Annotated in this window: 16 protein-coding genes; 7 read left to right on the top strand and 9 right to left on the bottom strand. The window is 60.2% G+C overall.

Features of this window, described 5'->3' with window-relative positions; translation table 11 throughout:
• The first annotated feature begins 232 nt into the window (after nucleotides 1–232).
• The 4 genes from AC1DNW_RS02415 to ppx all read left to right on the top strand — a co-directional run bounded on the left by AC1DNW_RS02415 (nucleotide 233) and on the right by ppx (nucleotide 5,865).
• Nucleotides 233–1,357, top strand: a complete 1,125-nt coding sequence (locus AC1DNW_RS02415) for an AI-2E family transporter (protein WP_113295271.1) — start codon at nucleotides 233–235, stop codon at nucleotides 1,355–1,357.
• Nucleotides 1,350–2,063, top strand: a complete 714-nt coding sequence (gene hdaA, locus AC1DNW_RS02410; protein ID WP_113308422.1) for a DnaA regulatory inactivator HdaA — start codon at nucleotides 1,350–1,352, stop codon at nucleotides 2,061–2,063. Before AC1DNW_RS02415 ends, hdaA begins: the two co-directional genes overlap by 8 nt.
• A 66-nt stretch (nucleotides 2,064–2,129) precedes the next feature.
• Nucleotides 2,130–4,334: an RNA degradosome polyphosphate kinase gene (locus tag AC1DNW_RS02405; protein ID WP_113295273.1), complete on the top strand. Its 2,205-nt coding sequence runs from the start codon at nucleotides 2,130–2,132 to the stop codon at nucleotides 4,332–4,334.
• Between the two features lie 10 nt (nucleotides 4,335–4,344).
• Nucleotides 4,345–5,865 carry an exopolyphosphatase gene (gene ppx, locus AC1DNW_RS02400; RefSeq protein WP_113295274.1) on the top strand — a complete coding sequence of 507 codons (1,521 nt, stop codon included), beginning with the start codon at nucleotides 4,345–4,347 and terminating at the stop codon, nucleotides 5,863–5,865.
• A 74-nt stretch (nucleotides 5,866–5,939) separates the two neighbouring features.
• On the opposite strand, the gene AC1DNW_RS02395 is transcribed toward ppx, so the two are convergent.
• From AC1DNW_RS02395 to AC1DNW_RS02380, 4 genes are all read right to left on the bottom strand, one after another.
• Complete coding sequence (locus tag AC1DNW_RS02395) at nucleotides 5,940–7,295, bottom strand: esterase-like activity of phytase family protein (protein WP_113308423.1); 1,356 nt, start codon at nucleotides 7,293–7,295, stop codon at nucleotides 5,940–5,942.
• 109 nt (nucleotides 7,296–7,404) lie between these two features.
• Nucleotides 7,405–8,466 (bottom strand): adenylate/guanylate cyclase domain-containing protein, encoded by a 1,062-nt coding sequence (locus AC1DNW_RS02390; protein WP_113308424.1) that lies wholly within the window; start codon nucleotides 8,464–8,466, stop codon nucleotides 7,405–7,407.
• Between the two features lie 72 nt (nucleotides 8,467–8,538).
• Nucleotides 8,539–9,690, bottom strand: coding sequence for a ribonuclease D (rnd, locus tag AC1DNW_RS02385; RefSeq protein WP_113295277.1), 1,152 nt, complete (start codon nucleotides 9,688–9,690; stop codon nucleotides 8,539–8,541).
• A 107-nt stretch (nucleotides 9,691–9,797) separates the two neighbouring features.
• A complete protein-coding gene (locus AC1DNW_RS02380; protein ID WP_113308425.1) occupies nucleotides 9,798–11,189 on the bottom strand; it encodes a multicopper oxidase family protein in 1,392 nt (463 codons plus the stop codon).
• A 250-nt stretch (nucleotides 11,190–11,439) separates the two neighbouring features.
• Between AC1DNW_RS02380 and aspS the strand changes: the two genes are divergently transcribed.
• A complete protein-coding gene (aspS, locus tag AC1DNW_RS02375; RefSeq protein ID WP_113308426.1) occupies nucleotides 11,440–13,230 on the top strand; it encodes an aspartate--tRNA ligase in 1,791 nt (596 codons plus the stop codon).
• A 68-nt stretch (nucleotides 13,231–13,298) separates the two neighbouring features.
• Here aspS and AC1DNW_RS02370 read toward each other — a convergent pair whose 3' ends face one another.
• Nucleotides 13,299–14,489 carry a hypothetical protein gene (locus AC1DNW_RS02370; protein WP_113308427.1) on the bottom strand — a complete coding sequence of 397 codons (1,191 nt, stop codon included), beginning with the start codon at nucleotides 14,487–14,489 and terminating at the stop codon, nucleotides 13,299–13,301.
• 225 nt (nucleotides 14,490–14,714) lie between these two features.
• Between AC1DNW_RS02370 and parC the strand changes: the two genes are divergently transcribed.
• Both parC and AC1DNW_RS02360 read left to right on the top strand, forming a co-directional pair.
• Nucleotides 14,715–16,970: a DNA topoisomerase IV subunit A gene (gene parC, locus AC1DNW_RS02365; RefSeq protein WP_113308428.1), complete on the top strand. Its 2,256-nt coding sequence runs from the start codon at nucleotides 14,715–14,717 to the stop codon at nucleotides 16,968–16,970.
• Between the two features lie 193 nt (nucleotides 16,971–17,163).
• Nucleotides 17,164–17,661 (top strand): SRPBCC family protein, encoded by a 498-nt coding sequence (locus AC1DNW_RS02360; RefSeq protein WP_113308429.1) that lies wholly within the window; start codon nucleotides 17,164–17,166, stop codon nucleotides 17,659–17,661.
• Between the two features lie 9 nt (nucleotides 17,662–17,670).
• Here the strand turns inward: AC1DNW_RS02360 and AC1DNW_RS02355 are convergent, their stop codons facing one another.
• The 4 genes from AC1DNW_RS02355 to hemB all read right to left on the bottom strand — a co-directional run bounded on the left by AC1DNW_RS02355 (nucleotide 17,671) and on the right by hemB (nucleotide 21,053).
• Nucleotides 17,671–18,549, bottom strand: coding sequence for a DMT family transporter (locus AC1DNW_RS02355; RefSeq protein ID WP_113308430.1), 879 nt, complete (start codon nucleotides 18,547–18,549; stop codon nucleotides 17,671–17,673).
• On the bottom strand, nucleotides 18,549–19,325 hold the full coding sequence (locus AC1DNW_RS02350; protein ID WP_113308431.1) for an arginyltransferase: 777 nt from the start codon (nucleotides 19,323–19,325) through the stop codon (nucleotides 18,549–18,551). Before AC1DNW_RS02350 ends, AC1DNW_RS02355 begins: the two co-directional genes overlap by 1 nt.
• Nucleotides 19,326–19,507: 182 nt before the next feature.
• Nucleotides 19,508–19,966: an RDD family protein gene (locus AC1DNW_RS02345; RefSeq protein ID WP_113295286.1), complete on the bottom strand. Its 459-nt coding sequence runs from the start codon at nucleotides 19,964–19,966 to the stop codon at nucleotides 19,508–19,510.
• A 73-nt stretch (nucleotides 19,967–20,039) separates the two neighbouring features.
• Nucleotides 20,040–21,053 carry a porphobilinogen synthase gene (gene hemB / locus AC1DNW_RS02340; protein WP_113295287.1) on the bottom strand — a complete coding sequence of 338 codons (1,014 nt, stop codon included), beginning with the start codon at nucleotides 21,051–21,053 and terminating at the stop codon, nucleotides 20,040–20,042.
• Nucleotides 21,054–21,175: the final 122 nt, after the last annotated feature.

The following is a 21,175-nucleotide window of genomic DNA, read 5'->3' as shown; positions in this document are numbered from 1 at the left end:
GGGTTTTTAACGCTGCGGACGAGACCGCGTCACATGCCGGTCGCAATTGCATGAGAGGGCGCTTTATGCAAGCGTTGCATGGGAAAAGCCCCCAATTTCCAGTTCTTCCCAGCACGCTTTCCGGATTCGGTGCAATAGGGTTGACCATCTTTGCGCCTCCATCCTATGTGCTGGAGCGGCCAGGGTCGTTCTAAAGCGGCATGGGCAGGGGCGAGCGAGCAGCGGGGAAGCGATGCCACAACAGGTCAGCGGAACGATATTGAAGCGCCAGGTCATCTTCTGGGCGACGGTTCTGCTCTTCTTCGTCGCCTTCCTTTACATCTTCAGCTCGATCCTGCTGCCCTTCATTGCCGGCATGACGATCGCCTATTTTCTCGATCCGGTGGCCGACAGGCTGGAGCGGCTGGGCTTGAGCCGCCTGATGGCGACCATCGTCATCCTGGTAGCCTTCGTCATCGTCTTTGCGTTGGCGCTGATGATCCTCATTCCCGTGCTCATCAACCAGTTCAACGATTTCGCCCAGCGCCTGCCGGGCTACATCACCCAGTTGCAGCAATTCATCGCGGACTATCAGGATTCTGTGTTGCCCGGCTGGATCAAAAGCCAGCTTGGCACCATCAAGAATAATTTCTCGACCATCCTGTCGGAAGGCATGGGTTTCCTGACGGGGCTCTTCGGCCAGATATGGAATTCCGGCAAGGCGATCGTCGACGTCATCTCGCTGCTCGTCATCACCCCGGTTGTCGCCTTCTATATATTGCTCGATTGGGACCGCATGGTCTCCAAGGTCGATGAATGGGTTCCGCGCAATTATGTGAAAGACGTCCGCCAGATCGCCAGGGAGATGGATCAGGCGATTGCCGGCTTTATCAGAGGGCAGGGTTCGCTCTGCCTCATCCTCGGCATCTATTACGCTGCTGGCCTCTCGATCGTCGGCCTGAATTTCGGCCTGCTTATCGGCCTTTTCGTCGGCATGATAAGCTTCATCCCTTATGTTGGTTCGATGGTTGGGCTTGTGCTGGCAATCGGTGTGGCGATCGTCCAGTTCTGGCCGGATTATATCTGGATCATCGCTGTTCTTGCCGTCTTCTTCAGCGGCCAGTTCCTGGAAGGTAACATCCTCCAGCCGAAGCTCGTCGGCTCGAGCGTCGGCCTGCATCCCGTCTGGCTGATGTTCGCGCTCTTTGCCTTCGGCGCGCTCTTTGGTTTCGTCGGCCTGCTGATCGCGGTGCCGGCCGCTGCTGCCGTCGGCGTTCTTGTCCGCTTTGCGCTTTCGCGCTACCTTCAAAGCGATCTCTACTATGGCAGGTTGCCGAGCGGCCGGGCCGGGAAGACGAACTCTGTTTCCGATGAATGACGTGAAGAACGCTGATCCGAAGCGCAAGGCCGGAGAACAGCTTCCCTTGGCCTTTTCGCATGACGCTGCTACCGGCCGCGACGACCTCCTGATGTCGGAGCGCCTCGCTGCCGCGATTTCGATCGTCGATGCCTGGCCGAACTGGCCATCGCCGGTCGTCATCCTTGCGGGTCCCGTCGGCTCCGGCAAATCGCATCTCGCCGGCATCTGGAGGGAACTGAGCGGGGCAGAACTCATCCATCCCACCGCTGGTTCCGAAGCAGCAGTTGCGGCCGCCAACGGCCCCGTGTTGTTCGAGGATGTCGACCGGACAGGCTTCGATGACGCCTCGCTCTTCCATGTCATCAACAGCGTGCGGGAAAACGGCACCAGCCTTTTGATGACAAGCCGCCTCTGGCCCATGTCCTGGTCGGTCACGCTGCCCGATCTGCGCTCGCGCCTGAAGGCCGCGACGGTCGTGGAGATCGGCGAACCCGACGAAGAATTGCTGTCGCAGGTCATCGTCAAGCTCTTTGCCGACCGGCAGCTTTATATAGATGACAAACTCGTCCTTTATATCGTCAATCGCATGGAGCGGTCGCTCAACGCCGCCCAGACGATTGTCGAAAGGCTCGATCGGCTGGCGCTTTCCAGAGGCACAAGAATTACCCGTACTCTCGCTGCCGAAGTATTGAATGAATTGGGTAATTCCGGCTCCGGCGATTGACTGTCACAGTTCCGTCGTGAAACTGATATATTCGCCAAAAGCGATTGCAAGCGGGGTGAGTGGACCATGGACAGCGCATATCAGGAACATCAGGAACCCACTCCGGACAACAATGCAGACCTGCCGCCGCTGGAGCAGCTTCTCTCCAGCCCCGAGCGCTTCATCAACAGAGAATTCTCTTGGCTGCAGTTCAACCGACGTGTCCTTGAAGAGACGCTGAATACTGAGCATCCGCTCCTTGAGCGCGTGCGCTTCCTGTCGATCTCGGCCGCCAACCTTGACGAATTTTTCATGGTGCGCGTTGCCGGCCTCGAAGGCCAGGTGCGCCAGAGCATCGTCGTCAAGAGCCCGGATGGCCGTACGCCCGCAGAGCAGCTCGACTCGATCCTCAGCGAAATCGACCATCTGCAGATGGAGCAGCAGGCCTCGCTTGCCGTCCTGCAACAATACCTCGCCAAGGAAGACATCCTGATCGTGCGTCCCGGTGCGTTGAGCGATGCCGATCGCCAGTGGCTGGCAAACGAGTTCGAGCAATCGATCTTCCCGGTGCTGACGCCGCTGTCCATCGATCCGGCCCATCCGTTCCCGTTCATTCCGAACCTCGGCTTCTCGATCGGCCTGCAACTCATCAGCCGAAGCGGCCGTGAGCCGATGACGGCGCTGCTGCGCCTGCCGCCGGCGCTCGATCGCTTCGTTCGCCTGCCCGATGACCGCAACACGATCCGCTATATTACGTTGGAAGACGTCGCCAACATCTTCATCCACCGGCTCTATCCAGGTTACGAGGTGCAGGGCTCGGGCACCTTCCGCGTTATCAGAGACAGCGATATCGAAGTCGAAGAAGAGGCCGAAGATCTCGTCCGCTTCTTTGAAACCGCACTGAAGCGCCGCCGTCGCGGCAAGGTCATCCGCATCGAGACGGATTCCGAAATGCCGGCCTCGCTGCGCCAGTTCGTGGTCCAGGCGCTCAGCATTCCGGACAATCGCGTTGCCGTTCTGCCGGGCTTGCTGGCGCTGAACACGCTCTCTGAAATCACCAAGGCGCCGCGCGACGATCTGCGTTTTCCGCCTTATAACGCCCGATTTCCGGAACGCGTCCGTGAACACGCCGGTGATTGCTTCGCCGCCATCCGAGAAAAGGACATGGTGGTCCACCATCCCTACGAATCTTTCGACGTGGTGGTGCAGTTCCTTATCCAGGCTGCGCATGATCCTGACGTCCTGGCGATAAAACAGACGCTTTACCGTACATCGAACGACAGTCCGATCGTGCGTGCTCTTGTCGATGCCGCAGAGGCCGGAAAGTCGGTGACGGCGCTGGTCGAGCTCAAGGCGCGTTTCGACGAAGAGGCCAATATCCGCTGGGCGCGCGACCTTGAACGGGCCGGCGTGCAGGTCGTCTTCGGCTTTATCGAGCTCAAGACCCACGCCAAGATGTCGCTTGTGGTGCGCCGTGAAGAAGGCAAGCTGCGAACCTACTGCCACCTTGGCACCGGCAACTACCATCCGATCACAGCGAAGATCTATACCGACCTGTCCTTCTTCACCTGCAACCCTGTCATCGCCCACGACATGGCGAACATCTTCAACTTCATCACCGGTTACGGTGAGCCGGAAGAGGGGATGCAGCTTGCCGTGTCGCCTTACACGCTGCGTTCGCGCATCATTCGACACATCAATGAAGAGATCGAACATGCCCGCAGCGGTCGCCCGGCGGCGATCTGGATGAAGATGAATTCGCTTGTCGACCCCGATATCATCGACGCGCTCTATACGGCTAGCCGTGCCGGCGTCGAGATCGATCTCGTCGTGCGCGGTATCTGCTGCCTGCGCCCTCTGGTGCCTGGTCTTTCCGACAGGATCCGCGTGAAATCGATCATCGGTCGTTTCCTCGAGCATAGCCGCATCTTCTGCTTCGGCAATGGTTATGGCCTGCCGTCCGATAAGGCTCTGGTCTATATCGGCTCGGCGGACATGATGCCGAGAAACCTCGATCGCCGTGTCGAAACGCTCGTTCCGCTGACGAATCCGACCGTTCACGAGCAGGTTTTGTCACAGATTATGCTCGGCAACGTGATTGACAATCAACAAAGCTACGAGATATTGCCCGACGGTACGTCACGGCGCATGGAAGTGCGTAAGGGCGAAGAACCGTTTAATGCGCAGCAGTATTTCATGACCAATCCCAGCCTGTCCGGCCGTGGTGAAGCTCTGAAATCGAGTGCGCCGAAGCTGATCGCCGGTCTGCTTGAAGGCCGGAACAACAAGTAAACTGGACCTAATGGTTGAATCTGAAGCCCAGGGGCGACTTCCGGGTATCGCCCCGGTCTCCGTTGTCGATATCGGATCGAACTCCATCCGTCTGGTCGTCTACGAAGGCTTGTCTCGTTCGCCGACCATTCTCTTCAATGAAAAGGTTCTCTGCGGTCTCGGCAAGGGCATAGCCCTCACGGGCAAGATGGATGAGGAAAGCGTCGCACGGGCGCTTCAGGCCCTTCATCGTTTCAAGGCTCTCTCCGATCAGGCGCGCGCCGCCACCATGTATGTGTTGGCGACGGCTGCCGCGCGCGAGGCGAGCAACGGGCCTGATTTTATCCATCAGGCCGAAACGATCCTGCAGCGGCACATCCGTATACTATCCGGCGAGGAAGAAGCACGTTTCGCTTCGCTCGGCATTATCAGCGGTTTCTACAAAGCCGATGGCATTGCTGGCGACCTCGGCGGCGGCTCTCTGGAACTGATAGATATCAGGGGCAAGGATGTCAGCGGCGGTATTACCCTGCCGCTTGGCGGCCTGCGCCTGTCCGAATATGCCGGTGGCTCGCTCGCCAAGGCGCGCGCTTTTGCCCGCAAGCAGGTCAAGACTGCCAAGCTTCTCTCCAAGGGGGAAGGGCGAACCTTCTATGCTGTCGGCGGCACCTGGCGAAATATCGCCAAGCTGCACATGGAGATTACCCGTTATCCACTGCACATGATGCAGGGCTACGAGGTCTCCCTCGAGGGCATGACGCAATTCCTGGATCAGGTCGTCATGGCCAAGGATTCCAAGGAACCGGCTCTGCAGGCCGTTTCCAAGCACCGCCGTTCGCTGCTGCCCTTCGGCGCCATCGCCATGAAGGAAGTGCTGAATGCCATGAAGCCTTCGGTGATCTCCTTCTCCGCGCAGGGTGTGCGCGAAGGTTATCTCTATTCGTTGCTGTCCGAATCCGAACGCCGCACCGATCCGTTGCTGGCCGCTGCGGGCGAGCTTGCCATCCTGCGCGCCCGCTCTCCGGAACATGCCCGCGAGCTGGCCGATTGGACCGGCCGTATGATGCCGTTCTTCGGCGTTCAGGAAACCGACGAGGAAAGCCGCTACCGTCAGGCAGCCTGCCTGCTTGCCGATATCAGCTGGCGCGCCCATCCCGACTATCGCGGCGCTCAGGCGCTGAACGTCATTGCCCACTCGTCCTTCGTCGGCATCAGCCACCCCGGCCGTGCCTTCATTGCCCTGACTAATTACTATCGCTTCGAAGGCCTGCACGACGATGGCTCCACGGCGCCGCTCGCTTCGATCGCCGGTCCGCAATTTGTCGATCGCGCCAAGCTGCTCGGCGGCATACTGCGCGTCGTCTACCTGTTCTCGGCCTCCATGCCGGGCATCGTGCGCAACCTGACCTTCCGCAAGGCTTTGTCATCTGATCTCGATCTGGAATTCGTGGTGCCGCACGAGTACCACGACTTCGCCGGCGAGCGGCTGGATGGCCGCCTGCAGCAATTGTCGAAGCTGACAAACAAGCGGCTGGCGTTCCGGTTCGAATAGGCCTTCTCTGGCATCGGGAAACAAAAAAGGGCGGCGCTTTCGCACCACCCTCTCAATCTCACACCAAAACCGAATTACTTCGCGTTCAGGAACTCGCCAACTTCGAGGATGCTGAACTCGTTGTTGTCGGCCTTGTTGACGGTGCGGCCGGCCGAGAACGGCAGGTTGTTGTCGTTGCCGATGATGATGTGGGTGGCGTCGACGCGGTCGACGTTTTCGATCGTCACGAACGGCATGTTGTAAACGCCAGCGATATCGCCGGCCTTTTTCTTGTTGTCCGGATCCTGGATGTTCAGGAGGTCGATATAGCCGATCTTGCGGACTGCCTTGCCGACGTTGGCGTCGTTGAACTCGATCTTGTAGACGCGCTTCAGCTCGGCCGGAGCTTCGAAGCAATCCGGCTTCGGCTGCTTGGGATCGGCGCAAGCCTTGTCCTTCGTACCGGCGCCGTTGTCGCGCTCGATGACGAGAGCGGTGGATTCGTCGAGCATATTGAAGTCGCCGATCGAAGCACCCTTGTCTTCAAACGGATAGAGCCAGCTGCGGCCCGTCCACTTCTTGGAGGCGACGTCGAATTCGATGACGCGGATGGCAGTGTGGCCGTCAACTGTTTCCATCTGGCCGTCATTGTAGATGGCGCCTTCGAGCAGGCCGTAGAGCTTGGAGCCGTCCTTCGACATGGCCAGGCCCTCGAAGCCGCCGGAGCGCTTCAGGTTGAAGACCGGGTTCTTGGCGGCCGGATTGCCCGGGAGCTGGATCAGCGGATTGTCGGGGGACAGGACCGGCTTGCCATCGAGCGTGGTGGGGATCACGTCGGTCAGGCGGCCTTCGGTATCGATCTTCAGCAAATAGGGACCGAATTCGTCGCCGAGCCAGAAGCCGTCGGCAACCGGCTGTACGGATTCGATGTCGAAGTCAGCGCCGGTGAGATAACGGGTGTCGGAGGCTTCCGTGACGATCGGGAACGGAGCGATCTTGTTCGGGTCGGACAGGAAGATGTTCTTGACGACGTCAACCTTGTTGGCGTTCCAGTCGAACTTCAGCTGATGCAGGAACAGCATGGAGTCGGAGGAAGTGAACTTCGAGCCGAAGCCGTTGTCGGAGAGCGTCCAGAAGGTGCCGTCGGGCATGGTCTTGATGCCGGAAAAGCCCTGGATCGGCTGACCGTCGAGCGGCAGCTTGACGTCGGTGACGCGGGCGCCGTCCTTGCCGTCGACAGTGCCAAGCTTTTCGGTGCGCTTGCGGTCGGGAGTGGTGAACTTGCCCGAGGTCTTCAGGAAGGCCGGTGCATCGGCCGGAGCCGGGGTCAGCGTGTTGGCAGGCAGGATGGCCTGGCCGGCGAGCTTCGCCGGGAAAAGCTGCTGGTCGGCGGAGGCAGAGCCTGCGGCGAGCATGAAAAGTGATACGGAAGCAAAAAGAACGTTCTTCATGATGTCCCCATAGAACGGAGTGCAAAAGCGCCATCCGCTTAGCAGGGCATTCATGTCGGCACATTGACGATTGGGTGAAGCTTTGGTGACGGGTGAATAAAGCCCGGGCTCAACCGCGCCTGAGGGTGGCAGGCTGCTTGAGGACGGTCACCGCGCGAGAGGAAAGCGCAACTACATCCAGCCCCTGGCCGCGGCCGCGCACGGCGTGATTGCCGAGGTTTTCGCCGACGATCTCCTCAGGCAGCGTCATGCGCTGGGCAAGCTCGGCGGAGATCAGCACCGGCCGGTTCAGCGTCCGGCAGAGCGACTCCAGCCGCGAGGTAGTGTTCACCGTATCGCCGAAGAAGCTGATCTTGTGATGATCGACGCCGACTTCGGCTGTAATGATGAAGCCGCCGTGAAGTGCCGCCCTCAGTTTCGGCACATGGCCATAGCTCTTCTTCCAGCTTGCCGCATTGGCTTCGATGTCGGCGAGAATATCGAAGAGGCAGCGTACGCAGCGCGCATCCTTGACGCCGCGCGCTAAGGGCCAGGTGATAATCGCAGCATCGCCGACATAATCGTTGATCAGGCCCTTGTGACGCCGCACCGGCTCGGCGAAGGCGGCAAACAGCGAACTTAGAAGCTGCTGCGCGCGCAGGTCACCATACTTTTCCGCAAAGGCGGTGGACTCGGCGAGATCGATGAACAGGAAGACGCGTTCTTCCTTCACCGGTCTGCGGTAGCGGCTGATCAGCATGCTGACGAAGACTTCGCGCCCCAGCAATTCGCGCACCCTGAGCAGGAAGATCAGCGTGGCGCAGACGGCAAGTGCGTAGAGGAAAACATCGAACGGCATGATCAGCACGTCGATCATTTTCGGCGGCTTCAGCACGCCGAGCACTGCGAGGAGGAAACCGGCCGCCGCAAAGCCGATGCTCATCAGGATTTCATAGATCACGAGCTCGGAGATAATGAAGAGAAGGGTCGGCAGCCTCTGAATGCGCCGATAGAGGCCGCGTAGAAACACCTTACGCTCGAAGGTGAGGATCGGCATGCCGATGAAAAGCGCGAAGATCGCTCCGATAACGGGTGTCTGTCCCGTAAAGAAGTACAAATCATAGACCACGCCGCTGAGTGCCAGGACGAGTGTAATCAGGATCCAGTTCTGCGCCGAGGATATCTCTCTCATTCCGCCCTTTCGCAGAAGCACTTCATTCGGCTATTGTTTCCGGCGCGGGGCGGTGGTCAAGAGATTTCGGATTCACTCCTGCAGAGCGACGGTCTCGACCTTGCGGCCGGCAAAGCGCAGGGCGATCTCGCCGCGGATGAGCTGCAGCGCCGGCTCGCCGAAAAGATCGCGCCGCCAACCGTTCATGGCCGCGACATCGGCCGTTTCGCCCTCAGCCGCAATCCTGTCCAGGTCGTCGCTGTTGGCGATCACCTTGGGCGCTACGCCGTGCTTTTCGGAAATCAGCTTGAGCAGCACCTTGAGAAGCTCGACGGCCGCCGCAGCGCCTTCCGGCGGTTGCGCCTGGCGCGGCACATGCGGCATTTCGGAGCGTGGCAGGGCAAGCGCGGTATTGACCGCTTCGAGCACCGCCCCTCCGGTAGCCGAACGCTCCCAGCCCTTCGGGATCGTGCGCAGGCGACCGAGCGCCTCGGTATCCTTCGGCTGCTGCTGGGCGATCTCGTAGATCGCATCGTCCTTCAGCACCCGCGAGCGCGGCACGTTGCGCGACCGCGCCTCGCGCTCCCTCCAGGCGGCGACATATTTCAGGATCGCCAGTTCCTGGGGCTTGCGCAGCCGCAGCTTCAGCCGCTGCCAGGCGTCGTCGGGATGGATGTCGTAGGTCTCGCGCGATTCCAGAACGTCCATTTCCTCGCGCAGCCAGGAGGCGCGGCCCTCGCGCTCCAGTTCCGCCTTGAGGTAGAGATAGGCGTCGCGCAGATGGGTGACGTCGGCCAGCGCATATTCGAGCTGCTTGTCGGACAGCGGCCGGCGGCTCCAGTCGGTAAAGCGCGAAGACTTGTCGATATGGACGTTCTTGGTGCGGCTGATCAGCTGATCGTAGGAAACGCTGTCGCCGAAACCGCAGACCATGGCGGCGACCTGCGTATCGAAGATCGGGTGAGGGATCAGGTTTCCGCGATTGAAGATGATTTCAATGTCCTGTCGCGCAGCATGAAATACCTTCAGCACATCAGGATTGGCCATCAGCTCGAAGAAGGGCGCAAGATCGATATCCTTCGCCAGCGGATCGACCAGCACTTCCACCGTCGGGCTCGCCATCTGGATCAGGCACAGCTCCGGCCAGAAGGTCGTCTCACGCAGGAATTCCGTATCGATGGTAATGAAATCGGACTTGGCCAGCTCTTTGCAGGCGGCCGCCAGATCGGCGGTGGTTTCGATCATATCAATTCATTCGCAAGGAAGAGGTCGGTTAGTCTTCCTTCCCCTTTCGAACGGAGATGTCAATACGGCGAGCGAGCTTAGCCTTCGTCAAGCTTGCTCATGCGACGTCAAACTACTCGCACATAGCTCGTCATGCCGGTCTTCTGGTGCTCGATGATATGGCAATGCAGCATCCAGTCGCCGGGATTGTCGGCGACGAAGGCAAGCTGCACCTTTTCATCCGGCTGGATGAGGTAGGTGTCCGAAACGAGCGGCATCACCTCGCGCGTCGAGGATGAAATGACGGTGAAGCTCATGCCGTGCAGATGGATCGGGTGCGTGTGAGGTGTGACGTTTTCCAGGTTGAAGACGTAGCTCTTGCCGAGCTTCAATTCGGCGAGCGGCGCCGTCGGGTCGGGCGTATCGCCCGGCCACGGCACCTTGTTGATGGCCCAGAAACTGTAGCCGAGCGTGCCGCATATGCTTTCGACGGCGGCGTTCTCTGCGGTGGCGGACAACATGAGCGGGATTGTTTCCGCAGAAGAGAGATCGGCCTTGGGCACCGGATTTTCCGCGAGCGCGCCGAGATCGCCGATATTGCGCTTCAACGATTGCCCGGTGGCGCTGAGGCTAGCGACCACCTTCGGCGTCGTGCCGCGAATGTCTTCCAGCGTTGCAACCGCGCCTTCGCTGTCCGGCATTCGAACGGCGAGGTCGAGCCGCTGCCCCGGTCCGATCTGCAGGAGATCCAGCGGGAAGCGCTTCGGCACCGGATTGCCGTCGATGGCGATGACTGTCGCATCGGCGCCTTCCATCTTCAGCTGGAGGATGCGGGTCACATCGGTGACGGCGATGCGAAGGCGGATCAGCCCGCCCGCAGGCGCATCATATTTCGGCTCCTGATGCCAGTTTGCGGTGCGCACCGTGCCATATGTGCCGGCCTTTGCCGCATCGCGTGGCCGGAAGGGAGCGATGAATTGCCCGTCACCGCCGAGCCGCCAGTCGCGCAGGTTGAGCACGACTTCCGCATCGAAGACGGGATCGGACGGGTCTTCGACGACAAGCACACCCGTCATGCCGTGGCCCATCTGGGTCAGCGTGTTGCAGTGCGGGTGATACCAGAAGGTGCCGGCATCGGGCGGCGTGAAGAGATAGTCGAAATTGTCGCCCGTATAGACATAGGGCTGCGTCATGAAGGGCACGCCGTCCATCTTGTTGTCGATGCGCAGTCCATGCCAGTGGATTGTCGTCGGCTCATCGAGGCTGTTGGTCAACCGCGCCGCATAGGGCTTGCCGCGCGGCATGCGCAGCACCGGCGGCAGGCCGTCATCGCCCCATGTCATGATGTCCCGCGTTGGCGCGCCATCAATGATCTGCGCCCCGGTCTTCCGCGCCGTCAGCACACGCAGCTCCGGTGCTGCTTCCGCCAGTCCGAACCGCCCGGCAATCGCCATGCCCGCGCCATAGGCACCGGCGACGGCGGAAGCTTTGAGCAGATTGCGGCGTGTGAGGAGGGGCATCGGCAGGCTCCGTCTTGGATGATGTCCCCTTTTAAAGTTGACTATCGTCTTCATCAATATGCCGCGTTCGGCCAAACTGCCGCAGCGGGAGCCCCCAACTCCTTCGGAAACGAGGGAGCAAACGGCCCGTAGGCTGCGCCAAGCCTTGACAAATCAGAGCGTCCATGCGCTTTTCCGCCCGATTTTCTTGTCGGCGCTGCAGGTCTTCGGCCATGCCGCCGTCTTAAGCCAAATGCCAGGAATTGAGATCATGCACCGCTACCGCAGCCACACATGCGCCGCTCTTCGCAAGTCGGACGTCGGCTCGAATGTCCGTATTTCCGGCTGGGTCCATCGTGTTCGAGATCATGGCGGCTTGCTGTTCATCGACCTTCGCGACCACTACGGCACGACGCAGATCGTTGCCGACCCGGATTCGCCTGCCTTCAAACAGGCAGAGACCGTTCGCGGCGAATGGGTCATCCGCATCGACGGCCTCGTGAAGGCCCGCACAGAAGATACCGTCAACAAGAACATGCCGACCGGCGAAATCGAGCTATACGCGCAGGAGATCGAAGTCCTCTCCGCCGCCAAGGAACTGCCGCTGCCGGTCTTCGGCGAGCCGGACTATCCGGAAGACGTTCGCCTCAAGTACCGCTTCCTCGATCTTCGCCGCGAAACGCTGCACAAGAACATCGTCAAGCGCACGCAGGTGATTTCCGCCATGCGCCGCGAAATGGGCAATGTCGGCTTCACCGAATATACGACACCGATCCTGACAGCGTCTTCGCCGGAAGGCGCGCGCGACTTCCTCGTGCCGAGCCGCATTCATCCCGGCACCTTCTACGCGCTGCCGCAGGCTCCGCAGCAGTACAAGCAGCTGCTGATGGTCGCCGGCTTCGACCGCTACTTCCAGATCGCGCCCTGCTTCCGCGACGAAGACCCGCGCGCAGACCGCCTGCCGGGCGAATTCTACCAGCTCGACCTCGAAATGAGCTTCGTAGAGCAGGAGGACGTCTGGAACACGATGGGTCCGCTGATGACCTCGATCTTCGAGGAGTTCGCGGAAGGCAAGCCAGTCACCAAGGAATGGCCGCGCATCCCCTATGACGAAGCGATCCGTAAGTACGGCTCCGACAAACCGGACCTGCGCAACCCGATCGTCATGCAGGCCGTGACCGAGCATTTCGCCGGCTCCGGCTTCAAGGTTTTCGCAGGCATGATCGCCTCCAACCCAAAGGTCGAGATCTGGGCTATTCCGGCCAAGACCGGCGGCTCCAGAGCCTTCTGCGACCGTATGAACGCCTGGGCGCAATCGACGGGCCAGCCAGGCCTCGGCTACATCTTCTGGCGCAAAGAAGGCGAAAAGCTCGAGGGCGCAGGTCCGCTTGCCAAGAACATTGGCGAGGAGCGTACCGACGCGATCCGCACGCAGCTCGGCCTCGATGACGGCGACGCCTGCTTCTTCGTTGCCGGCGATCCCGCCAAATTCTACAAGTTTGCCGGTGAAGCCCGCACCAAGGCTGGCGAGGAGCTTAACCTTGTCGACCGCGACCGCTTCGAACTGTGCTGGATCGTCGACTTCCCGTTCTTCGAATGGAGCGAGGAAGAGAAGAAGGTCGATTTCGCCCACAACCCGTTCTCGATGCCGCAGGGCGGCCTCGATGCGCTCACGAACCAGGATCCGTTGACGATCAAGGCGTTCCAGTACGATGCCGTCTGCAACGGTTTCGAAATCGCCTCGGGCTCGATCCGTAACCAGTCGCCGGAAACCATGGTCGCCGCTTTCGAAAAGGTGGGCTTGAGCCAGCAGGACGTCGAGGACCGTTTCGGTGGCCTCTACCGCGCCTTCCAGTATGGAGCGCCTCCGCATGGCGGTGCAGCCTTCGGTATCGACCGTATTGTCATGCTGCTCGTCGGCGCAAAGAACCTGCGCGAGATTTCGCTCTTCCCGATGAACCAGCAGGCTCAGGACCTCTTGATGGGCGCACCGACCCCGGCAACGCCCGCTCAGCTGCGCGAACTGGCGATCCGCCCGATCCCGCCGCAGAAGAAAGACTGAGGCGGAAGTCACTCAACAAAAAAGCCCGGCGATATCTCGCCGGGCTTTTTTGTTGGCTGGAACCGAATTTAGTCGTTCGCCGAAACTTTCACGCCGAGCATCTGCGGCACCGTGTTCGGTGCGCCCATGGCCGCGCCGACGATCATCGGGAAGGCGACTGGCTTGTCGGGTGTGGCCTTCACGGTCAGGCTCTTCGGATTGTCGAGGAAGCTGCTGACGGCAGCTGCGATCGCATTCTGCAGTTCCGGAATGTTGAGTTGCGCGAGCATGATCGGCGCCATGGCCTTCAGCGAATCCGCCATCTGCTGTCCGGAGACGTTCTGCTTCGAGCCGGCATAATCCAGCGCGCGCTTGGTAATCGATGCATCCTCGAAACGGATCTGGGCGGAATCGAAGGTTAGCTGCTGGGCAAGGCCGAGCATTGCGAGGCCGAGCGCCTGCTGTGCTTCTTCCTTGTTCGGGTTGGCTTCGGACTGAGTAATTGCGTCTTGCATCGACTTTACGAACGCCATCGTATAGCCGGAGATTTTGAAGCCAAAATTCAGCTTGCCGATATTGGTGAAGTCGAACGAAAGTTCGGAGAGATCGATCGTGCCAGGCTCGAGATCCCAGCCGCCCTTCATGGAGACGTCACCCTGGACATGCTGAAGGGCGAGCTTCTCGATAGCTTCCTTGCTCGCCGGATCATCGCCGGCCTGGCTGAGATCGGCCTTCAGGCTCTTGAAGGCGCCGTCGAAATCGAAGCCGGATTCATCTTCTCGCAGAACAGCGTTCATGTCGCTTTCGAGCACGGAGAACACTTCTGTGCCATCCTTGACCACCTTGATCGCGCCGGTATGGCCGCTCTCGGCAAACAGCATCGAATTGATGGTATCGCCGGGTTGGGCGGGAACGGAAATGCCGCCAAGCGTTAGTTCCACGGCGCTCACCGTTACGCCGTCCTTGGACGAGTTGATGTCGGGGAATGCTGCCTCTTCGATATAGTAGCTGCCGTCATCCTGCTCTTCCACGCCTGACAGCGTGACCTCGCCGATGGAGACCGCTTCGCCGCCGGCCGGCTTGACGCTGAAGTTCTTGAGCGTGACGGTCGTGCCGTCGATATCGACGCCGTCTGCGGCGATGACCATCCCGCCCTGTTGGCTATAGGCAGCATTGATCTTTTTCAGGAGGTCGTCGCCGTCGAGCGCGAAAGCGGAGCTCGCGAATGAAAGGATGGCTGCGCTCGACAGCATCAGCCGCGTTGTGCGGTAAAAAGTCATGAGAAGGCCCCCTGATGGCGTGCGCCGTTGAATATTGCAATGAAGCTACTGCGTAACGGTCGGCTTATATTTGCAGACCCCTAAATTTCTGTTGAAAGGATCAGCAAACAAAGTCCAAATTCAGGCGATACTTTTGTTGCTTTTCATGTCAGCAGGAAGACGTCATCCACAGCCGGAATGCCCGGATTCCTTGCCCCTCAAGGGTTTCTGAGCTAGTCAGGACCTATGGGACAAGAGATTTTACCGCCTTCTGGCGGAGACGGCGACAATATTCAACCGGTCGACCTGAAGGCGGCACTCGAAGAGCGCTACCTTCGCTATGCATTGTCGACCATCATGCACCGGGCGCTGCCGGATGTGCGTGACGGCCTGAAGCCGGTCCATCGCCGCATCGTCTATGCGATGCACGACATGGGCCTGCGGCCGAATGCGGCCTTCAGGAAATGCGCAAAGATCGTCGGCGAAGTGATGGGTAATTACCACCCGCACGGAGACCAGTCGATTTATGATGCGCTGGCACGCTTGGCGCAGGATTTTTCGCAGCGCTACACGCTGGTGAACGGGCAGGGCAACTTCGGCAATATCGACGGCGATAGTCCCGCCGCCATGCGATACACCGAATCGAAGATGACCGCGGTCTCCGAGCTGCTGCTCGAAGGTATCGACCAGGATGCCGTCGATTTCCGTGATACCTACGACGAGTCCAATTCCGAGCCGATCGTTCTTCCCGGCGCCTTCCCGAACCTTCTGGCGAACGGTTCCTCGGGCATCGCAGTCGGCATGGCGACATCCATTCCCTCGCACAATGTGCATGAGATCTGCGATGCCGCACTGCACCTGATCAAGCATCCCGATGCCACGATCGAGAAGCTCGTCGAATTCATCCCCGGCCCGGATTTCCCGACGGGCGGCATCATCATCGATAATAAAGAAAGCATCATCGAGAGCTACCGCACCGGCCGCGGCGGTTTTCGCGTGCGTGCGAAATGGGAGACGGAAGATCTCGGCCGCGGTGGCTACCAGATCATCGTCACCGAAATTCCTTTCCAGGTGCAGAAGTCGCGCCTGATCGAAAAGATCGCCGAGCTCCTGATCGCCCGCAAGCTGCCGCTGCTGGAAGATATCAGGGACGAATCGGCCGAGGACATCCGCGTCGTCCTAGTGCCGAAGAGCCGCACCGTCGATCCGACCATTCTCATGGAATCCATGTTCAAGCTGACTGAGCTTGAAAGCCGTTTCCCGCTGAACATGAACGTCCTGTCGATGGGCGTGATCCCGCGCGTCATGGCGCTGAACGAAGTGCTCAAGGAATGGCTGGCGCACCGCCGCGAGGTCCTGCAGCGCCGCTCGCGCTTCCGTCTTGCGGCCATCGACCGGCGCCTCGAAATCCTCGGCGGTTTGCTGATTGCTTACCTCAACATCGATGAGGTGATCCGCATCATCCGCGAGGAGGATGAGCCCAAGCCGGTGATGATGGCCCGCTGGGACCTGACGGACAATCAGGTCGAGGCGATCCTCAACATGCGGCTGCGTGCCCTGCGCAAGCTCGAAGAATTCGAGATCCGCAAGGAGCACGACGAACTCACCAGGGAAAAGACCGATATCGAAGCGCTGCTCGCCTCCGACGAGAAGCAGTGGCAGACGGTCGCCTGGGAAATCGGTGAGGTGAAGAAGAAATTCGCCAAGGCCACAGAGGTCGGCCGTCGCCGCACGCAGTTTGCCGAAGCCCCTGATGCTGACGAGGAAGCCATTCAGCACGCGATGATCGAGAAGGAACCGATCACCGTCGTCGTCTCGGACAAGGGCTGGATCCGCGCTCTGAAAGGCCACATCTCTGATACTTCGACCCTGACCTTCAAGGAAGGTGACGGCCTGAAGGTGGCCTTCCCGGCACAGACGACGGACAAGATCCTGATCGTCACGACCGGTGGCAAGGTCTTCACGCTCGGCGGCGACAAGCTGCCCGGCGGCCGCGGCCACGGCGAACCATTGCGTATCATGATCGACATGGAAAACGATCAGGATGTTCTGACCGCCTTCGTCCACGATCAGACGCGCAAGATGCTGATCGTCTCCACGGAAGGAAATGGTTTCGTGGTTCCGGAAACGGAAATGGTCGCCAATACCCGCAAGGGCAAGCAGATCATGAACGTCTCGATGCCTCACGAGACCAAGCTTCTCGTTCCGGTGAGCGGCGATCATGTCGCGGTCGTCGGCGAAAACCGCAAGATGCTGGTCTTCCCGCTGAGCCAAGTGCCGGAAATGACGCGTGGCAAGGGCGTGCGCCTGCAGCGCTACAAGGACGGCGGCATTTCTGACGTTCGCTGCTTTGCCATCGCCGATGGCCTGAACTGGGAAGATAGCGCAGGCCGCACTTTCACGAAGAACAAGGACGAGCTTGCCGAATGGCTGGCCGACCGCGCCACCGCCGGCCGCACCGTGCCGAAGGGCTTCCCACGCAGCGGTAAATTCGCCGGCTGATCCCGGAATTTTGATGCTCCGCCCTTGGCAGGCGGAGCAATTCCGCTATCTCAGTCCTGTCACCAAAAAGAAGGGCCAACAAGAAGGGCAACGTCGTTCCGCGGGCGGGCGGGATGGCCATAGCCGTACGCTTGTGAGCGCGCGCGAACAATGGAGGCCCCGACAACGGAGGCCCACCACCGGAGGAACGCCGATGCCTGCCGCCAATACCATCAAACTGCACGTAGCCCACAGTTACAGGGCGCCGCCTGCCACGGTCTATGATGCCTGGCTCAATCCCGAAATCGCCCGCCGCTTTTTATTTGCGACCGATGACGGCCACGTCATTCGCGCCGATATCGATCCGCGCGTCGGCGGCCGCTTCTTCATCGTCGACCGCCGCCCGACCGGCGACGCCTTTCATCACGGCGTATTCCTGGAGTTGAAGCGCCCCAGACACATCGTCTTCTGCTTTTCGGTCGAGGAGCACGACCACAATTGCGATCGCGTCGAGATCGATATCGAACCGCTCGGCAGCGGCAGTCGCCTGACCATCACGCATGAAATGTGCGCCGAATGGGCGGAATATGAGGAAAAGACCCGCCAGGGCTGGACGCATATTGTCGAAGGGCTGGATCGAGAACTGGAGCTTTCCACTGGTTCGAAGCGATCGAACTCCGAGGTAGGTCAGTCCGCCGGTGCTATGATGTGAGGGGGCCGATCAAGCGGACTGAGCGCTCTTGCCTCTCGCCATCCAGACGGAATGCGCGGCAATCGCTGCAACCAGTATCGCGCCGCCGATGAGCGTCATGGTAGCGGGCGTTTCGGCGAAGATCATCCAGACCCAGATCGGCGCAAGCACTGTCTCCAAGAGATAAAACATGCCGACCTCGGGCGCGGAGAGGTAACGCGGTCCCGTCGCCAGGCACCAGAAGGCGACCGGCATCAGGATGGCACCATTGAAGAGGATCCAGCCGGGATGGGTGATTGACAGCCCGGATGGCAGGATCTGTGTTAGGCCGAGTGCTGCCGGCAGGATGGCGGCAAGCAGTGGCACGAAGCCCATCTCCCGGCGCGAGGCACGCCCAACTGTGATGGCCGCGGCGAGGATAAGCGCGCTGAGCAGCGCCATGACGTCCCCGAAGACGTGGCCGCTCGAAAGCCCTTCGTTCACGATCAGTCCGACGCCGAAGATCATGAACAGCATGGCGATTAGCGTCGCTGGCTGTGGCCTCTCCTTTAGGAACAGCCAGGAAAGTAATGCCCCGAACATCGGGTTGAAAGCGACGATGAAGACAACATTGGCCGTGGCTGTATTGAAGACCGCCAGCACGAAGGTGAGGGAGGAGATGCCGTAGAGCAGACCGGCCACCACACCGGGCCGTCCCAGAATGAGCACCGGCCACTTGCCGGAGAAAAGGCGGATACCGATCAGGATGATGAGTGCGGCGAGAACCGTGGCCACGCTTCGCATGCCGAGGATCGACCATATATCGCCCTCGGCAAGACGGACGAGCGGAATGTCCATGGAAAGTGCCAGACCGCCGATTGCCGTCAGCAGCAGGCCTTTCCGGTGATCGGAAAGGTGGGCAAGGGGCATCAGTCCTGCGGATCGTCCTCGAGAGAAGAGGGATCGAAGCGTTCCCAACCGCGCGGGGTCAGATGCTCCTGCGGCTGGAAGCGTGTCTTGTAATCCATCTTCCGCGACCCTTGAACCCAGTAGCCGAGATAGACATGCGGCAGGCCGAGCGCTCTCGTGCGGCGCACGTGATCGAGGATCATGAAGGTTCCGAGCGAGCGCCGGTCGAGATCCGGATTGAAGTAGGAATAGACCATCGAAAGGCCGTCGCTCATCGTATCGGTCAGGGCGGCGGCGAGCAGTTCACCCTTCGGTCGCGTCTCCAGCCCTGAACCTTCCTCGCGTCGGCGATACTCGATGATCTTGGTGTTTACATGCGTGTCTTCCACCATGATCGCATAGTCGAGCACGGTCATGTCGGACATGCCGCCCTGCTGGTGGCGAAAATCGAGATAACGGCGGAACAGGGAATATTGCTCGCTCGACGGCTGAGCCGGAAATTCCGTGGCGATGATATCGGAATTGCCAGTCAGTACCCGCTTCATTGATTTGGTGGGCTCGAATTCCTGCGCCAGGATACGTACAGACACGCAGGCGCGGCAGGCCTCGCAGGCGGGACGATAAGCGATGTTCTGCGAGCGGCGGAAACCGCCCTGGGTCAGGATATCGTTCATCTCCGCCGCACGGGGGCCGACGAGATGAGTGAAGACCTTGCGCTCCATCTCATGCGGCAGATACGGACAGGTAGCCGGAGCCGTCAGATAAAACTGAGGGGATGGCGTGGTCTGCGTATTCATCTCTCGCGGAGATTTCCTTTCGGGGCGCCTGTCGATGCGGACAGCATGACGCAAGAATAAAAAACGTCAACCGCACGGCATTCAGTGCCGCGCAATCGAATATTCGATTTCTTGGATATGGCGTCCTTTTATGGCCGGCAAAGGGCGGGCGGAGACTTTATTTCGTCCCCGCCGGGACTGAATCAGTTGGTGCGGACAGTCGCCGTGCCGACGAGGAAATCGTGCAGCAGGCGCGAGCGCTCTGTGAACAGGCCGACCAGCAGAATGAGCGGCGTCAGCACCGAGTTCAGGATCCAGAATAGCGCCAGGTGAACGATCGCCGTCAGGAAGTCCATCTGCCGCCCGTCGACGCGCACGATCGCGATGCCCATCGCGCGCATGCCGAGGGAGGCTTGTAACGGACCGCCGACACTCAGGCCGAAGTAGATGCCCGCGACGATGACGAACAGCGCCGGATAAAGAAAGAAGCCGAGCCCCAGTGTCACGATTCCCAGGAAGAACACCACGATCGCCGCCGGAATGCAGAGCAGGGCGACGATGACATAGTCGAGGATGAAAGCGAGGACGCGACGGCTCAGCACACCGCTATAGGCGCGCCAGTCCTCCGGTGCGGCATAAAGCGGGTTGGGATCGTAGCTCATCCATATCTCCCTTCGAAAAACGATGCCGCTGATATGGTATCGTCAGGGGGAAATACAATAATTCGCCCCAAAATCACCTTTTGGCGAGGATTTTCGCCACTTCCGGCGCAAAATAAGTGAGGATGCCGTCGCAGCCCGCGCGCTTGAAGGCGAGCAGCGTCTCCATCATGATCCGCTCGCCGTCGATCCAGCCGTTCATCGCCGCAGCCTTGATCTGCGAATATTCGCCCGAGACCTGATAGGCGAAAGTCGGCAGGCCGAACGCCTCCTTCACCCGCCAGCAGATATCGATATAGGCAAGGCCCGGCTTGACCATCAGCATGTCGGCGCCTTCCTCGACATCGAGGGCGGCATCGCGGATCGCTTCGGTGCCGTTGGCCGGATTGATATAGTAGCTGTTCTTGTCGCCCTTCAGCAGGCCCTTGGTGTTGATCGCCTCGCGATAGGGACCGTAGAAGCCGGAGGAGAACTTCGTCGCATAGGACATGATGCCGACGCTCTGATGCCCGGCGGCATCGAGCCCGCGGCGGATCGCGCCGATGCGCCCGTCCATCATTTCCGAGGGGGCGATGATGTCGGCGCCGGCATCGGCCTGCAGGATCGCGGCCCGGACGACCTGATCGACCGTCTCGTCATTGACGATCTCACCGTCGCGCAGGATGCCGTCATGCCCGTGGCTGGTGAATGGGTCGAGCGCCACATCGGTAATAATGCCGATATTAGGCACCGCCTTTTTGATGGCCGCCGTCGTCTGATTGATGAGGTTATTGGCAACCAGGCTGTTGGAGCCCGTTTCGTCGCGCAATTCCATCTCGATATCAGGGAAGGTGGCAAGCGCCGGGATGCCGAGATCGGCCGCTTCCCTGGCCGCCTCGACCGCCTTGTCGACGCTCATGCGGTTCACGCCGGGCATCGCCGCGATCGGATCGACGATGCCGGTTCCCGGAACGATGAAGATCGGCCAGATCAGATCGTCAACCGTCAGGCGGTTTTCCTGCACCAGCCGGCGCGTCCAGTCCGCCTTGCGGTTGCGCCGCATGCGGCGGTGACCGGTGATTTCATCGACGAGATGCGTCTTGTCCTGCATGATATCTGTCCCTGGGCCATTCCATTTATCGGAGCGGTCATTATCATGCGCCCCGGGAAATCCAAACCGGACGATTGGCCGCGGCGGATGAAACCCGAAAAATCGAAGCCGCGACTTGGAAC

This window comes from Rhizobium sp. 05L429 (assembly GCF_056397645.1).
The sequence above is the reverse complement of the archived record's forward strand: the minus strand, read 5'-3'. Positions and strand labels throughout refer to the sequence as shown.